Source organism: Pseudarthrobacter xylosi, assembly GCF_055412765.1.
Genome location: NZ_JBVAYT010000001.1, coordinates 465,818 through 481,502, shown reverse-complemented (window position 1 = coordinate 481,502; position 15,685 = coordinate 465,818). Strand labels below are relative to the sequence as shown.

The 15,685-nt window shown below is 65.0% G+C and carries 17 protein-coding genes; 9 read left to right on the top strand and 8 right to left on the bottom strand.

Annotation, left to right across the window (positions count from 1 at the left end; genetic code table 11):
• Window positions 1-18: 18 nt before the first annotated feature.
• From aceE to ACZY1F_RS02255, 7 genes are all read right to left on the bottom strand, one after another.
• On the bottom strand, window positions 19-2,784 hold the full coding sequence (gene aceE, locus ACZY1F_RS02285) for a pyruvate dehydrogenase (acetyl-transferring), homodimeric type (RefSeq protein ID WP_463940386.1): 2,766 nt from the start codon (window positions 2,782-2,784) through the stop codon (window positions 19-21).
• A gap of 174 nt (window positions 2,785-2,958) precedes the next feature.
• A complete protein-coding gene (uraH, locus tag ACZY1F_RS02280) occupies window positions 2,959-3,300 on the bottom strand; it encodes a hydroxyisourate hydrolase (RefSeq protein ID WP_463940041.1) in 342 nt (113 codons plus the stop codon).
• Window positions 3,297-3,794, bottom strand: coding sequence for a 2-oxo-4-hydroxy-4-carboxy-5-ureidoimidazoline decarboxylase (uraD, locus tag ACZY1F_RS02275; protein WP_463940040.1), 498 nt, complete (start codon window positions 3,792-3,794; stop codon window positions 3,297-3,299). Before uraD ends, uraH begins: the two co-directional genes overlap by 4 nt.
• Before the next feature lie 242 nt (window positions 3,795-4,036).
• Window positions 4,037-4,840: a phosphonate ABC transporter, permease protein PhnE gene (phnE, locus tag ACZY1F_RS02270; protein WP_463940039.1), complete on the bottom strand. Its 804-nt coding sequence runs from the start codon at window positions 4,838-4,840 to the stop codon at window positions 4,037-4,039.
• Window positions 4,837-5,592 (bottom strand): phosphonate ABC transporter ATP-binding protein, encoded by a 756-nt coding sequence (locus ACZY1F_RS02265; RefSeq protein WP_463940038.1) that lies wholly within the window; start codon window positions 5,590-5,592, stop codon window positions 4,837-4,839. Before ACZY1F_RS02265 ends, phnE begins: the two co-directional genes overlap by 4 nt.
• Window positions 5,589-6,506 (bottom strand): phosphate/phosphite/phosphonate ABC transporter substrate-binding protein, encoded by a 918-nt coding sequence (locus tag ACZY1F_RS02260; RefSeq protein ID WP_463940037.1) that lies wholly within the window; start codon window positions 6,504-6,506, stop codon window positions 5,589-5,591. The genes ACZY1F_RS02265 and ACZY1F_RS02260 overlap by 4 nt, the downstream gene beginning before the upstream one ends.
• Window positions 6,507-6,549: 43 nt before the next feature.
• Window positions 6,550-7,749 (bottom strand): TIGR03364 family FAD-dependent oxidoreductase, encoded by a 1,200-nt coding sequence (locus ACZY1F_RS02255; protein WP_463940036.1) that lies wholly within the window; start codon window positions 7,747-7,749, stop codon window positions 6,550-6,552.
• Between the two features lie 165 nt (window positions 7,750-7,914).
• On the opposite strand from ACZY1F_RS02255, the gene ACZY1F_RS02250 reads away from it, so the two are divergent.
• Together ACZY1F_RS02250 and ACZY1F_RS02245 are read left to right on the top strand one after the other, a co-directional pair.
• A complete protein-coding gene (locus ACZY1F_RS02250; protein WP_463940035.1) occupies window positions 7,915-8,673 on the top strand; it encodes a GntR family transcriptional regulator in 759 nt (252 codons plus the stop codon).
• Window positions 8,674-8,684: 11 nt separating this feature from the next.
• Complete coding sequence (locus ACZY1F_RS02245) at window positions 8,685-9,389, top strand: phosphonatase-like hydrolase (protein ID WP_463940034.1); 705 nt, start codon at window positions 8,685-8,687, stop codon at window positions 9,387-9,389.
• A 56-nt stretch (window positions 9,390-9,445) separates the two neighbouring features.
• Here ACZY1F_RS02245 and ACZY1F_RS02240 read toward each other — a convergent pair whose 3' ends face one another.
• The gene (locus ACZY1F_RS02240; protein ID WP_463940033.1) at window positions 9,446-10,294 is read right to left on the bottom strand and encodes a matrixin family metalloprotease; all 849 of its coding nucleotides are present in this window, start codon (window positions 10,292-10,294) and stop codon (window positions 9,446-9,448) included.
• A 171-nt stretch (window positions 10,295-10,465) separates the two neighbouring features.
• Here ACZY1F_RS02240 and ACZY1F_RS02235 point away from each other — a divergent pair, with 171 nt between their 5' ends.
• The 7 genes from ACZY1F_RS02235 to ACZY1F_RS02205 all read left to right on the top strand — a co-directional run bounded on the left by ACZY1F_RS02235 (window position 10,466) and on the right by ACZY1F_RS02205 (window position 15,655).
• Window positions 10,466-11,239, top strand: coding sequence for an oxygenase MpaB family protein (locus ACZY1F_RS02235; RefSeq protein ID WP_463940032.1), 774 nt, complete (start codon window positions 10,466-10,468; stop codon window positions 11,237-11,239).
• A 129-nt stretch (window positions 11,240-11,368) separates the two neighbouring features.
• A complete protein-coding gene (locus tag ACZY1F_RS02230; protein WP_252570505.1) occupies window positions 11,369-11,548 on the top strand; it encodes a hypothetical protein in 180 nt (59 codons plus the stop codon).
• 63 nt (window positions 11,549-11,611) lie between these two features.
• Entirely contained in the window at window positions 11,612-12,181 is a 570-nt protein-coding gene (locus ACZY1F_RS02225; protein WP_463940031.1) for a GNAT family N-acetyltransferase, read from the top strand.
• Window positions 12,182-12,484: 303 nt separating this feature from the next.
• Window positions 12,485-13,795, top strand: coding sequence for an MFS transporter (locus ACZY1F_RS02220; RefSeq protein ID WP_463940030.1), 1,311 nt, complete (start codon window positions 12,485-12,487; stop codon window positions 13,793-13,795).
• Entirely contained in the window at window positions 13,792-14,628 is an 837-nt protein-coding gene (locus ACZY1F_RS02215; protein ID WP_463940029.1) for a RidA family protein, read from the top strand. Before ACZY1F_RS02220 ends, ACZY1F_RS02215 begins: the two co-directional genes overlap by 4 nt.
• A gap of 5 nt (window positions 14,629-14,633) precedes the next feature.
• A complete protein-coding gene (locus ACZY1F_RS02210; protein WP_463940028.1) occupies window positions 14,634-15,011 on the top strand; it encodes a RidA family protein in 378 nt (125 codons plus the stop codon).
• Window positions 15,008-15,655, top strand: a complete 648-nt coding sequence (locus ACZY1F_RS02205; RefSeq protein WP_463940027.1) for an RraA family protein — start codon at window positions 15,008-15,010, stop codon at window positions 15,653-15,655. The genes ACZY1F_RS02210 and ACZY1F_RS02205 overlap by 4 nt, the downstream gene beginning before the upstream one ends.
• Window positions 15,656-15,685 lie beyond the last annotated feature (30 nt).

Sequence of the window (15,685 nt, the reverse complement as noted above, 5' to 3'; positions counted from 1 at the left end):
TTGTCTCGACGAAGGAGGTCAGGCGTCGCCTCCGGCGCCGCCGGTGGTCCCGGCGTTGACGTCCAGGAGCTTGTAGCGGTCCATCGCGTAGGCGGGCACGCCGCCGTCCACCTCGCCGCGCGCAGCCAGCAGCTGCAGGGTCTTCACCACAATCGAGTGGGTGTCGTTCTTGAAGAAGCGTCGGGCGGCTGCGCGGGTGTCGGAGAAGCCGAAGCCGTCTGCCCCTAGCGAAGCGAACTGGTGCGGGAGGAACTGGCGGATCTGGTCCGGGACGGCCTTCATGTAGTCGGTCACCGCCACTACGGGCCCCTGCGCATTGGCGAGCTGCTGCGTGACGAACGGTAAGCGGGCGGGCAGGCCAGGGTTCAGGAACGCCTCTTCCTCCGCTGCGAGCCCGTCGCGGCGCAGTTCGTTCCAGGACGTGACGGACCAGACGTCGGCGGAGACTCCCCAGTCCTCGGCGAGGATCCGCTGGGCATCGATGGCCCAGGGGACGGAGACACCGGAGGCCAGGATCTGGCTCTTGGGCCCTTCAAGGCCCGACGCCGACACCCGGTAGATGCCTTTCAGCACACCGTTGACGTCGAGGTTCTCAGGTTCGGCCGGCTGGGAGGTGGGCTCGTTATAGACCGTGATGTAGTACATCAGGTTCTTATCGGATGCTGGTCCGGTTCCATCGCCGCCGGCGTCCGGTCCGTACATGCGCTCGATGCCGTCCCGGATGATGTGGCCCATCTCGTACCCGTAGGCGGGGTCGTACGTGACCACGGCCGGGTTGGTGGAGGCGAGGATCGGGGAGTGGCCGTCGGCGTGCTGGAGGCCTTCGCCGGTCAGCGTGGTCCGGCCGGCGGTGGCGCCGATGATGAAGCCGCGCGTCATCTGGTCCGCGGCGGCCCAGAAGGCGTCACCGGTGCGCTGGAAGCCGAACATGGAGTAGAACACGTAGACCGGGATCAGCGGTACCCCATGGGTGGCGTAGGAAGTTCCGGCGGCCGTGAAGGCTGCGACGGCGCCGGCTTCGTTGATGCCGGGGTGGATCAGCTGGCCCTGCGCCGATTCCTTGTACGCGAGGACCAGGTCCCGGTCCACCGACAGGTAGGCCTGGCCGTCCGGGTTGTAGATCTTGGCCGTGGGGAAGAACGCGTCCATGCCGAAGGTCCGGGACTCATCCGGAACGATCGGGACAATACGGTGTCCGAACTTCTTATCCCTGAGCAGGTCCTTCAGCAGGCGCACGAAGGTCATGGTGGTGGCGGCCTGCTGCTTCCCGGAACCGCGCTTGGCAACCTCATAGGTCTTGGGTTCCGGCAGCTCCACCGGAGCGTGGTCCGGCCGGCGTTCGGGGACGAAACCGCCCAGGGCGCGGCGGCGTTCCATGAGGTACTGGATTTCGGGGGAGTCCATGCCGGGGTGGTAGTACGGGGGCCGGTAGAGGTCCGCGTCGAGTTGTTCGTCCGTGATGGGGATGCGGAGGTAGTCGCGGAACTTCTTCAGGTCATCGAGGGTGAGCTTTTTCATCTGGTGGGTCGCGTTGCGGCCCTCGAAGTGGGGTCCGAGTCCGTAGCCCTTGACCGTTTTGGCCAGGATGACGGTGGGCTTGCCCTTGAATTCGGTGGCTGCCTTATACGCCGCGTAGACCTTGTGGTAGTCGTGGCCGCCGCGCTTGAGGTTCCAGATTTGGTCATCGGAGAGGTCCGCGACCATGTCCTTGGTCTGCGGGGTCTTGCCGAAGAAGTGCTCGCGGACGAACCCGCCGGATTCGGCCTTGTAGGTCTGGTAGTCCCCGTCCGGGGTTTCGTTCATGATCTTCACGAGCGAGCCGTCGGCGTCCTGGGTGAGCAGGTCATCCCACTCCCGGCCCCAGACCACCTTGATGACGTTCCAGCCCGCGCCGCGGAAGAACGCTTCGAGTTCCTGCATGATCTTGCCGTTGCCGCGCACCGGACCGTCGAGGCGCTGGAGGTTGCAGTTGACCACAAAGTTCAGGTTGTCGAGCTTGTCGTTCGCGGCGAGCTGGAGGAGGCCGCGGGACTCGGGCTCGTCCATTTCGCCGTCGCCCAGGAACGCCCAGACCTGCTGGTCCGAAGTGTCTTTGAGGCCGCGGTTGTGCAGGTACCGGTTGGACTGGGCCTGGTAGATCGCGTTCATCGGGCCGATGCCCATGGACACGGTGGGGAATTCCCAGAACTCCGGCATGAGGCGCGGGTGCGGGTAGGAGGAAAGCGCGTGGCCTTCCTTGGACTTTTCCTGCCGGAAGCCGTCCAGGTCCTCCTCGGAGAGCCGGCCTTCCATAAACGCGCGGGCGTACATGCCGGGGGAGGCGTGGCCCTGGAAGAAGACCTGGTCACCGCCGCCGGGGTGGTCCTTGCCGCGGAAGAAGTGGTTAAAGCCCACCTCGTACAAGGTGGCGGCGCCGGCGTAGGTGGAGATGTGCCCGCCTACCCCGATATCGGCCCGCTGCGCCCGGTGCACCATGACGGCCGCGTTCCAGCGCAGCCAGGACCGGTACTTCCGCTCGATCTCATCGTCCCCCGGGTACGCCGTTTCCTGGTCCACCGGAATGGTGTTCACATAGTCCGTGGTGGTCACCATCGGAACTCCGACGCTCTGCGCGCCGGCCCGCTGGAGCAGGCTCCGCATGATGTATTGGGCACGCTCGGTGCCCTGTTCCTGAATCAGGGCATCCAGGGACTCCAGCCATTCGGCGGTCTCTTCCGGATCACGATCGGGCAGCTGGTTGGTCAACCCGCTGAGGATATGGGAGGTCTCTTCTCCTGCAGCCACGTCCAGCCTCTTTTCATCGTTGAATAGTTGGCTCAAGTTTTCATTCTGTGAGAAAACTTTATTGCATCTCGAGATTATCCAAGCGACGATCCGCGCGTCAAGGCGAGCGGACGGTCACAATCGGCGGCCACGGACTCCGATGCGGCGGCCGCCGAGGGGGTGCTGCCTGAACGCTTAGCTGCCCCGGTAGGTGGAATACGCGAACGGGCTCAGCAGGAGCGGCACGTGGTAGTGCGGCTCTGACTCCACCACGCCAAACGTGAGGGTTACCTCCGGGAAGAACGTCTCGGTGCCGCTCGCTGCGAAGTACTTGCCGGTGTCGAACGCCAGGCGGTAGGTCCCCGTGGGCAGCCGCTCCGGTCCCAGCTCTTTGATGCGTCCGTCCGCATCGGTGGCGCCGTCTGCGATCCGGACCCAACGCTCGCCGTCGAGCACGTGGAGCGTTACCGGGACCTCGGCCGCCGGTTTGCCGGAACCGGTATCAAGTACATGGGTGGTGACGTGGGAAACGCTCATTTGCCCATCAGTCCTTCGAGTCGGAGCACTGCGATTTCCCGCAGCTGCTGGCCAATGATTGATTGCTCTGCTTCGGGGGTGTGGGCGAGCCTGGTGTTGAGGGCGGCCAGGATTTCCTCCCGGCTGCGGCCGGCAGCGCGGATCAGGAACACCTGCCCGAACTTGTCCTCGTAGGCCCGGTTACCCTCAGCCAGGGCCTCGGCGACGGCGGCGTCGGCCGGACCCAGTCCGGCCTGTTCTGACTGGGACAGCCTTGCTTCCGCGCTGTCACCCTGCGCACGCTCGCCGATCCGCGGATGGTGGGCGAGCGCTGCTTCGATCTCTGCCGGGGTGAAGGGATTGGCTGCGCCGCGGCCTGCGGCCAGGAGTGCTTCGGGGCCGGAATAGGGCCGCGCATCGGCGAGCTCGTCGATCCAGCGTTGGATATCCAGGCAGGGGCGCAGGAATTCGGCGGCCTCGGTGCGGCCGGCCGCGTTGAACTGTTCAAGATTCATGAGGCAAGTCCTCGTGTTTTGATGCTGGCATCCACGGTGTAAGGCTATACGGATATTTTGTTTCCGCATCATGGAACTGTTATTTCAGCATATGCAAAAGTCAACCGCACGCACCTGCGGGTGTCAACTTCCGGGCCGCCGGTGGGTACGCAGCTCAAGGCAAGGCGGAACGCACCCAACAGAAGCGGACGACGGCGGGAAGTCCCGCCGTCGCCCGCTGTTCCTGTTTCCGGCGGCGCAGGTCAGGCGAGCCTGCGCCGGATCAGGGCCGACGCCTGGTCAACCACCACGATCAGGACGAGCACCACCATGATGTGCGTGAGCATCTGATCGAACTGGAACGACTTGATGGCCTGGTTGATCAGCAGGCCCACGCCGCCGGCACCCACCAGGCCCAGGACCAGCGAGGACCGCACGTTCACGTCGAACCGGTAGAGGAGCAACCCCACAAACTGGGGGACCACCAGCGGGATGCTCGCGTGGAACGTCTGCTGCAGTTTGCTGGCACCGGCGGAGGCAAGTGCCTGCATAGGTCCCTGGTCACTTTCCTCCATGGCCTCGGCCCAAAGCTTCCCCATCACCCCGGTGTTGTGGCAGATCAGGGCCAGCACGCCCGCGAACGGGCCAAGCCCCACGGCGGTGACAAAAATCAGGGCAAAGACAACGTCAGGCACCGCCCGGAAGAAAGACAGCACAGCCCGCGCCGCCTGGTACACCACGGGATGCGGAGTTGTGGTTTCCGACGCCACCGCGGCCAACAGCAGGGCAGTGGGAATGGAAAGGGTGGTTCCCAGCAGCCCGATCCAGAGCGTCACCAGGGTTGCTTCGAGGCTGGGCTTCAGCACCTTCTCCCAGTTCAGGTCCGGCGGGAACGCCTCGGCGAGGAACCGTCCCATGCCCTGGGCGCCGTCAACCAGCAGGGCAGGCCTGAACTCGGTGCTCTCCAGGGCCACCGCATGCAAGGCAATAAAGAGTACGACGGCGGCGGTGATGGTCCCGGTACGGGTCCACTGGCGCTTGGCCCGGGGGAGCGCGGGGGCGCTCATGCTGCAACCCTGTCCGGTGCGTACAGCGTGTCCAGGACATGGTCGGTCAAGCCGGCCAGGCCGCCGTCGAACACTATTCTGCCCTTGAGGAGGCCGATGGCGCGGTCCGCGTAACGGATCGCAAGGTCCGGTTGGTGGAGCACCGCCGCCACCGCGAGGTTCTCCGTGTGGGCAAGTTCGGCCAGCAGCGCCATGACCTGTTCAGCCGCGTGCGGGTCCAGGGCGGAGACGGGTTCGTCCGCGAGCAGCACCGAGGCGCGCTGGCAGAGGGCCCGGGCAATCGCGACGCGCTGCTGCTGCCCGCCGGACAGCTTCCCCGTCCGTTCCAGGGCAATCCCCGCCAGCCCCACGCGGTCCAGGCATGCCATGGCTTCCTCCTTCAGTTCCTTGGCAAAAAATGCCGGGCTGACTGAGGCGAGGCCGCGGACCCGCAGGAGCCCGCCGGAGCAGACGTTGTCCAGGGCCGTCCGGCGCGGAACGAGATGGATTTTCTGGAAGACCATGGCCGCCTGGCTGCGCGCCAGGATCTGCGCCCGGCCCTGCAGTGTCCCCAGGTCCTTGCCCTGGACACGGACGGTGCCGGCGTCCGGGCGGGTCAGCCCGATGACGCATTTGAGGGTGGTGGACTTTCCCGAGCCGTTGGCGCCCAGGAAGGCCAGCAGTTCCCCTGCCCGGACGGTGAAGTCGACGCCGTCCAGAACAGTGGTCCCCGCGTAGGCCTTGGTGAGGCCAGCCACCTGGACAGCTGTCACAGGTCTTCCTCGGTCAGTCCCATGGTGGCGGCGAGGTCGAATAGCGGCTGGTAGGTCTCCTTGGTGACCGCCAGCAGTGGGCCCGGAGGCGTGACGTCCAGGAAGGCACCCACTTCTGCGATGGCCTCGGCGGGGAGGTTCACCAGCGCGTCGCGGACGGCTTCCTTGAGGGCCGGGTCGGCGTTGCCGCGGATGGTGATGGGATCGTTGGGGATGGCTTCCGACGTCCAGATCTGGCGGAAATCCTCCGGCTTGAACGTGCCAGAAGCCGTGGCCGAGGCAAGGGTCTGGGAGTTGATCTCGGCGGCGTCCACCGTCCCGTTGGTCAGGGCCAGGAGGGCCTCGGGGTGCCCGCCGGCGTAGCTGATGTCCAGGTCGGCTTCGCTGATGCCGGCCTTCTTGAGTCCGTAGCGGGGGAGGACGTCGCCGGAGGTGGAGCCGATGCCGCCGAGTGCCACGTCCTTGCCCTTGAGATCGTTGATCGACTGGATGGCGGAGTCCTTCGGCACCCAGATGCCGGCAGTGTAGGTGCTGAGTTCGCCGTCGGCCGTTCCAAAGGAGGCGATGGGCTCAGCCCCTGCTTTCGTGCTGGCGAAGACGTAGCCCATGGGGCCGAACTGTCCGATGTCCAGGCGGTTGTTGGCCATGGCCAGCACCTCTGCCGAGTAGTCTTCCACCACCTGGACCTCCACCTCGCAGCCCAGCTTTGCCGCCATGGCGTCCGCAAGGACACGGTAGGCGGGTTCGAGCTTGGCCGGGTCCTCATAGGGCTCGATGCCGAACTTGATGGGACCGTTGGCGCAGTACGCGGGGGTGTTGGCCGACGCGTTCTGGACGTCCGGGCTGGCACAGGAGGACAGGCCGACGGCGGCGAGCAGGGCAACCGGAATCAGGGCGAGGCAGCGTGTTTTCATGGGGATCCTTGGGGGTCTCGGGGGGGAGGAGGGGGATGGAAGATCAGGGGAGGGCGGAGACGTTGCGCGCCGCCAGGCCGAAGGAAACCGTCATGCCGATTCCCGCGGTGACGGATACGGCAGTGACGCCGGGGGCAATGCCGGCAACAAGTAGCGGGCCCACCTCGCTGGAGGCGTAAATGCCCTGCCAGCGTTCCGTGACATCGAGGGATTCGACGCCCAGGACGTCCTGCATCCGGTCCAGCAGGAGCGTGGTGGTGGACTCTGCCAGGAAGGGGTCCGCCGTTTTCTGGTAGGCGTGGGAGTCGCCCAACAGCAGGGTGCCGTCAGGTCGCTGGGTGAACATCACGTTGGCGCCGATGTCCAGGAGGGCCGGATCCTGAGCCTGGACCTCTGCAAGAAGGTCCGCCGCGGACGGCATCTCCACAAAGGCGCCATAGCGGAGCATGGAGGTGGCGGTCAGGACTGCCGGTTCCAGCTTCAGACCCTCCGGGCCACTGGCTGCTGCCATCTGGAGCGAGCAGCGTTCGATCCTGTGCCCTTCGGCAAGTTCCGGGAAGAGCAGGTCCACGTCATGGCCCACGCACACAAACACGTGGTCGGCCTCCACCTCGCCGCGGCTTGTCCGAACGAGTGCTGTCCGTTCGCTCCCTACGCCAAAGCCGACGGCGGACGTGTTCCACCGCACGGACGTGTCCGGACGCGAATCCAGCCACGCGGCGAGGCTCGCCACTGTGGTCCGGGGATCGACGCGGAGGTCATCGCGCAGCCACGCGCCGCCAACGACGGCGGGACCTGCGGTTGCGTCCGGAACCTCCGCTGCGGCCACTCGCCCCAGCCGGGCGGACGTTTCCGCGGCACTGAGCAGCACGATCTGGCCGGGTTCGCGGCGTTCCGCCAGCTCCTGGAGGACGCGCAGTTCGGTTGCGCTACGCGCCACCACCACGGCTCCGGATTCCGTAGCCCAGAAGCCGGCGCGCTCCGAGAAATCGAGCCAGTGCTTACGGCCGGTGATGGCCAGTTCGTACAAGTCGCCGGTCTGCGCGGTGATGCAGCAGTGTCCGAAGTTCCGGATGGAGGCGCCCACCGCCCGGTGATCACGGTCAATGACCAGCACGGAGAGCCCGCGATCGGCGGCAAGGGCCGCGTGGGCCAGGCCCACGATGCCGGCCCCGACCACCACCACGTCCACGGAAGACGGCAGGCTGCCGGCGGCTTGGGTTTGAAGGATTTCGGTATTCACAAGATCGATAGTGGCCGCTCCGCGCCGCGTCAATCAAGCCTAAGTGGCACTTGTTTGAACAAGTTTACGGTTTGTTCATAAAAGGCCCGGGGAGTTAATGGCGTGTTCATCCAGGATGGCTGAAATCGTTGGAAAGCCCGGGAGGGCAACTTGTATGATCAACTCATGGCCCTCTCGCAGCTTCAGCCCCTCCACCAGCGTCTGACCGACGAACTTCGTGCCCGGATCACGTCGGACGTGTGGCCCGAAGGACTCCAGATTCCCAGCGAGGCAGAGCTCTGCCGGGAATTCGAAGCCTCCCGGGGAACGGTCCGGCAGGCCCTCTCGGCACTGCGTAAGGAGGGCCTCATTTTGGGCGGTCGCGGCAAGCAGCCGGTCGCAGGCCGTGCGGCGCTGTCCCAGCCGTTCACTACTTTTATGTCCTTCACGGAGTGGGCCGGATCCATTGGCAAAATCCCGGGGCAGCAGACCCGGGAGATCGCCCGCCGCCCGGCCTCGCCCGAGGTGGCAGGCCAGTTGGGCATCACGGCTGGTGAGCCTGTGGTGGAGGTCCTGCGGCTGCGGCTCCTCGGCGACGCGCCGGCCATGGTGGAGCGGACCAGCTTTGTCCTGGACGTGGGCCGGCTGCTGTTCGACTTCGATACGGACAGCGGCTCCATCTTCAGCTTCCTGAAAAGCCAGGGCGTGGACCTGAGCAGGGGCCGGCACACCATCGACGCCGTGGCGGCTGAGGGGCTGGACGTGGAACTGCTCGGCGTCGAACGCGGCGCACCGTTGCTCCGGGAACGGCGCCTGACCTCATCGGCGGCCGGGGAGCCGATTGAATACTCCGACGACAGGTATGTCCCCGGCCTGACCAACTTCACCATCGAAAACACCAGCGAGCACCGCGCCAACCTGGTCCGCGTGCCAACCACAGCCTAAGGAACACCGTAATGATTGAACTTGTAGCCCTGGACATGGCCGGAACCACCATCGACGAACACGGGGATGTCTACCGGGCACTGGAGGAATCGGTCCGCGAGACCGGCGCAGAGGTGACCCCCGCGAACCTCCAGACGTGGATGGGCGCGGACAAGGCCGAGGCCATCTCAGCGCTGCTGGAGCTTGGTGGCATCGCCGCCGAATCCGGGCTTGTGGCGCGCACATTTGTCCGCTTCCAGGAAATCCTGGCGGTGCTGTACGCCGCGAACGCGCCCGTTCCCCTTGACGGTGTGGAGGACGCGCTGCGGACCCTGAAGTCCATGGGTATCAAGGTGGCGTTGACCACCGGATTCTCACGGGACGTGGCTGATCCGCTGCTGGCATCCTTGGGCTGGCGGGTGGGCGACGGCGAGCTTCTGGACGCCGTGGTCACCTCAGACGAGGTGCCCCGTGGACGCCCGGCTCCCCACATGATCCACCGCGCGATGGAGCGCACCGGGGTCCTGAACGTGCGCGCCGTGCTGGCAGCCGGGGACACCGTCAACGATCTGCAGGCCGCAACCAATGCCGGCGTGGCCGGCGTCGGCGTCCTCACCGGGAAGCTCGGTGCGGAGGAGCTGGGCCGCCACCCGCACCTGCGCATCCTTCCCGGCGTGAGGGACCTCCCCGAACTGGTGGGCGCCTTGGCTGCCGGGAGTCCCGCCGTCGTCCGCTGACGGGCAACCTCCGCTGACGGGCAACACGGTCAACCGCCCGCCGGGTTACCGCGCGGTTACAGTTGCGGCACGCATTTTCCGGTTCCAAGCAACGCCAGCCCCGCACGGTCGCCATCGCCAAAGTCGAACTGTCCGCTGTTTTCCGCATACATGAGCTGCGTGGGATCGTCCACGTGGTCCAGCCCCAGGACGTGCCCCAGCTCGTGCATGATGATGGCGCGGATGTGGGCAGGCCCCTCCGGCCAGGCCAGTCTCTCTGCAAGGTCCGGTGCATCGAGGGTCACCTGGCCGGCCACGTACACATAGGGTTCGCCAGGAATGTGGGCGTAGGCGCTGCCGCCGATCCCGGCAACATTCCCGGCCAGCTTGGGTGCTACCTCCGGAGACGACCACGCAATGAGAATCGGCGCCCACTGCTTGCCGTATCGCGCCGGCTGGTAAGTTTCGCGGGCTTCCGATGGCGCCTCGGACGTGGTTCCGTCATACACGAACTGCAGTCCGGAGGCCGCCGAAACCGCGGACACGGCCTGCTGGATGAGTAGGTCTGTTCCCGGCGGCGCATTGTCCGGCCGGACCACGTAATGCAGCGGACGGCACGGGTCATAGGCAACGAAGGCCTGCCCCGGGTCCGGAGACTTCTGCAGGACATAGGCGGTGGATCCGCTGGTGGCCGGCGACAGTCCGAGCGGGGCAGAAGCGGCCTCAAACCCTGGCGGCGGCACCTTGGCGCCCGGCAGGTATGGAATGGCTGCTGGCAATACAAACCGTTCGAAGAGGGTCGGCGTGAAATAGAGACAGACCACGAGGGCGATGCCCAAAACCGTGGCGGAGCGTGATCTCCACTTGCGCCCGCTGGGCGAGCGGCGGATGCGGGGATAATCCCTGCCGCCGGAATCTGATGCCACGAGTTGCCCCTTGTGCTGCCAAGCCCATCTCCATTGATGGTCAGCCCAGCATAGTGGCGGACCAACAGATCCGTACGGAGTTATTCCAAATGGTGCGGTAAATGCGGGAACCGACGGACGGCTGCAGGTCCCGTCTCCGGACGGGGTGGCCTTCTCCGGTATCGTTGGTCCATGGTGCGGAACCTGGCCGATATCGGTGCTGAAGGCGTATTGCTCGCCGGGGCGGGCCGCGCCATCCTGCTGCAGATCGCGAACCCCGCGGTTGGCCATGGCGTCGCCGAGCACAGTGACTTTATTGCCCGCCCGTTGGACCGCTTCCGGGCCACCGTCACCTACGTCTACGCCGTGGTTTACGGCACCGAGGACCAGGTCGCGGCCGTTCGCCGCAGCGTGAACCGGGCCCACTCGGCGGTCCGTCGCAAGCCCGACGCCGGTTCCCACGGGTACAGCGCGTTCGATGCCCAGGCGCAACTATGGGTGGTGGCAACCCTGTACGACACCGCCATCACCGTCTACGAGAAAATCTACGGCCCGCTCGACAACGAGGCAGCCGACCTTATGTACAGCGACTACGCGAGAATCGGCACCGTCCTGCAACTCCCCGCGGACCTGTGGCCGGCTGACCGCGCAGCCTTCCGGACCTACTGGGACGCGTCACTCCGGGCACTGGAGCTGGATGCAGTAACCGCCGGCGTCGGCCGCGACCTCCTGTACCCGCTGGCCGGGCCGCTCTGGCTGCGGATGAGCATGCCCCTGATCCGGTTCATCACCGCCGGCCTGCTGCCGGACCACTTGCGTGCCGGCTTCGGGCTGCCGTGGAGCGACCGCCACAGCCGCCTGTTCGACCGCACCACCCGGTGGTCCGCCCTGGTGTATCCGCGGCTGCCGCGACCGGTCCGGCACTGCGTCAAGAACTACTGCCTCGGCCGGCTCCGCACCTCGTAGGAAGGCACCGCGCAGGGAAACGGACGACGGCGGGAGGTCCCCGCCGTCGTCCGTCCCTGCCTGCAGCGCCTGGCCCCGCGGTGGTGCCCGGCAGGCCATCTTTCGGCGTCGCCGTAACGAATCCCTGTCATGAACTACTACAGCCAAGCAGCGCAGGAACGGGTTCGGGACGCTGCATACGACGCAGTCGAGAAGGTCCTCAACAGCATGTTCGAACCGTTGAACCGGCAGGCCCTCACAGCGCGCTGGAACCAGGCCTGCGAAGCCATGGCGAAGCACCTGGAAGCCCGAGACGCCGGCGAGGAGTAGACGCCGTACTTTCGGTCTCAAATAGGATTGACGGACGATCGAGATCGAAAGTTTGAGCTGTCTATGAAGGTCATAACCACAACGCTCCAGATGCTCCAGCCGCCCACCTGGACGGCGCGCCCGTTGCCCGACGAGGCCCGGCTGGACCGGGCTGATGGGGTCACTCCGGAGTTCGCCCGCTTCCTCTATGGCCTGGTGGGCGGACCGTGGCACTGGACGGATCGGCTCGAGTGGACGCGTCGGCAGTGGGCCGAGGAACTCGCGGTGCCTGGGACGGAATTCTGGGTCCTCTATGGTGAGGGCGTGCCGTGGGGCTATGTCCACCTTCAACCCGTCGTCTCCGAGGATGGCACGCACGTGGAGGTCAGGTACTTCGGACTTTCAGAGCAGGCGATCGGCCGGGGTCTCGGCGGCCGGCTGCTGGAGCACGGCATTACGGCGGCCTGGTCGCTGACACAGCGCGTCGACCTCCCGCAGGTGGCCCGCGTCTGGGTCCATACCTGCAGCCTCGACGGTCCCGCGGCCCTGGCGAACTACCAGTCACGCGGCTTTGTGCCGTGCGGGACCGAGGAAGAGGACACAGAAGTGGCGGACGTGCCGCTCGGTTCCTGGCTGGCCACCGGCGGTCGGTAAGCGATTGCGTCACTGGCGCGGACGGACGTAGCTCCGGAAGGCGAATCGCAGTACTTGGGTGGTAGATGAGCCCGAGAGCTGTGAGTGATGTGGCTGGCACTCAGCGTGGATATTTGGGCAAATGCCCTCGTTTATCGGCCTAAACGGGGGAAAAAATCCCTTGAGTTGTGACCTCGCGCACACCAAAGTTGAGTGCACCGAGCAGTCACATTTCACCTCAGCCGCCTCTCACGTTGGAGAAGAGCCATGCCTCAATCATCCGTTGCCCCACCCGCAACAACGTCCGGTCCCAAAATAGACAAGATGCGTAAGATCGCAGTAGCCAGTGTGATCGGAACCACCGTTGAGTGGTACGACCTGTTCCTCTTCGCTACGGCGTCTGCCCTCGTTTTCAACAAGATCTTCTTCCCAAGCTTTGATGCGTTGGTTGGCACCATGCTGGCCTTCGGCACGTTCGCTGCCGCCTATGTCGCCCGGATGGCCGGCGCCGCGCTCTTCGGCCACTTCGGTGACCGGATGGGGCGCAAGTCGATGCTCCTTACATCACTGCTGACGATGGGTGCCGCGACGTTTGCCATCGGCCTCCTGCCGGACTACGCAACGATCGGCATCGCGGCGCCGATTCTTCTGCTCGTGCTTCGAGTCATTCAGGGACTTGCCCTGGGCGGGGAGTGGGGCGGAGCGGTCCTGATGGTGGTGGAGCATTCTCCGAAGGACAAGCGCGGTTTCTACGGGTCACTGGTCCAGGTGGGCGTCCCCGGCGGAACACTGATCGCGAACCTGGTGTTCCTGATCATCGCCGGCATCATGCCTGAGGAAGCACTGCTTGCTTGGGGCTGGCGGATTCCCTTCCTCGCGAGTGTCATCCTCGTTGCCGTAGGCCTTTACATTCGGCTGACCCTGGAAGAGACGCCGTCATTCCAGGCAGTCAAGGACGCGGGAGCCAAGGCAAAAATGCCGCTGGCCGAACTGCTGCGAAAGTACTGGAAGCAGGTCCTTCTCGGCGCGCTGGCAACAATTTCCACCGGAACGGCCTTCAATATCCTGGTGGCGTTCGGGCTTACCTACGGCAAGACAAAACTGGGCTTTTCCACCAATGACATGCTGATTGCAGTCCTGGCGGCGTGCGCCGTGGGAATTATCATGCTCCCCGTTTTCGGCAAACTATCGGACAAATTTGGCCGCAAGCCCATCATCGTCGGCGGAATAATCGCTGAGATCGTCGTCGCATTCCCGCTGTTCTGGCTGATGGACACCCGTTCCCTCGCCGGCGTGGTGTTCGGTTACATCCTGCTGATGACGGCATTTTGCGCGAACTACGGCCCGATCGCCACGTTCCTGGCCGAACTCTTCGGATCGCGGGTCCGCTACTCCGGCCTCTCCGTCGCCTACATGCTCGCCGGACTCCTTGGAAGTGCGATCACACCGGTCGCCACAACAGCTCTGCTGAACGCGACGGGTCAAGGGTCCTCCGTGGCATGGTTCATGATCGGTTCGGCTGCTGTTTCCCTCGTGGCACTGCTCCTGCTCACTGAAACGCTGCGTTCCAACATCGATGCAATCCACGAGGCTCCTTCCGAGGCTGCCGACCACGACGAACTCGCACGCGCATGATCCGGCGCATCGGCACACTGGACGGCGTCAGCGCCCGCTCCAGTCCACCCCCTCGGGCGGTCGTGGCCAATGGCCTGGTGTTTACCTCAGGACAGGTACCGCTGCGCTCCGTCCCTGAATCGGAGAGCCGGAACTTCGCCGACGACGTTCGGCTGGCGCTGGCAAACCTCTCTGCGACTCTCGAAGACTCGGGGTCCAGCCTCAAACACGTACTGAAAATAACGACGTTCCTCACGGATCCACGGCTGGCCGAATACAACGAGATCTACGTGGACGTCTTCGGCGACAACCTTCCTGCCAGGACCACCGTTATGGTGTCCGACAGCGACTACAGCATCGAGATCCATTGCATAGCGGCCGTCGCGGACGATCAAAAGCCACCGCTTATCCGGCGCATCGCCAATGCGCCAGGAATGGCTCCTGTCCTGGGACCCTATTCCCAGGCCGTCGTGGCAAACGGAATGGTCTTTACGTCGGGCCAGATCCCGGCCCGAACCAGCATGCAGGACCAGCCGGAGGACTTCGCCGGAAAAGTCCGCCAGACCCTGACCAACCTGGAAGCCATCCTCCTTGACGCGGGCTCTGATCTTGCCCACGTCGCGAAGGTCACCACCTACTTGACGGACCCGGAGCAGTTGGCCGAATACAACGGAGTGTACGCCGAGGCTTTCGGGTCAACGTTGCCGGCCCGCACTTCATGCTGCGTTGGCATCTGGGACATAGCGCTGGAAATCGAATGTATTGCGTTCGTGGCGGACGGACCGCCCCAGGGCCGATTTTCTCAAGAACCGGAGCTTGTCTCCGCTACCCGGAAAGCAGGGGAGACATGCTAGCGCGATTGGCTACATTTCCAGGGATGGCGGCCTCGGTGGGACCGTTCTCCCAGGCTGTGGTTGCAGGAGGATTCGTCTTCACCACAGGCCAGATTCCACTGATCGCCGGAACGGACGATCGGCCAGCGGACTTTGAAGGGAAAGTCCGCCAGGTGCTGACCAATCTCCAAACCGTTCTTGAAGGGGCGGGATCCAGCCTTGACCACGTGGTCAACGCGACCGTGTACATCTCCAACCAGAGCCAGGACGAGGAATACCGCCGCATCTATGCTGATGTTTTCGGTTCCTGTGCCCCTGCACTCACGTCCATCTGCGTGGGAATCTGGGATTTCTCCTTCGAGATTCAGTGCATAGCTGTCATGAAGGAGGGCGGCGGTTCATGAATGGCACAGTTCGTCTGACCCAGGCCCTGGATGCTGAACTGGTCAGTCGGCTTCAGTCCGTAAGCTTTCCCACCATCGGGCATTTTCTGGAGGAGGGGTTCCTCGATTCGGGCATCCGGTCGATGCTCCGGAACGTCCACCTTGTTGGCCGGGCCATGACCGTTCGAGTTGCGACTGCGGATGCCTTCGCTACGAACCGGGCGCTGGCACTTCTGGAACCTGGCGACGTTCTTGTCATCGAAACCGGGCACGACACCACGCATGCACCTGTAGGTGCTGTCACCGCGTGTGCAGCCCAATGTGCCGGTGCCGCAGGGATCGTTGTGGACGGGGTGGTGACCGACATCGTGGAGCTCCGGAGCGCAGGGCTTCCGGTGTTCGCCCGCGGAACCAGTGTCCTCACGGCCAAGCGCCGGCTCCATGCCAACAGTGCGGTGAATGTTCCGGTGCTATGCGGCGGGGTGACGGTAAACCCCGGCGACATGGTGATGGCCGACGACAACGGCGTCCTGGTTCTCTCGCCCGAGGATGCCGCTGCCATTGTTGACCTGGCCCTTTCAACGGACCGTGCTGAGCCGGACATTCTGCGACGCCTGCGTTCGGGAGAGGCCATCGACACGGTTCTTCCTGGCGGCATGGAATAAGCTCCGCGCGTCCGGCCGGGATGTCCCGGC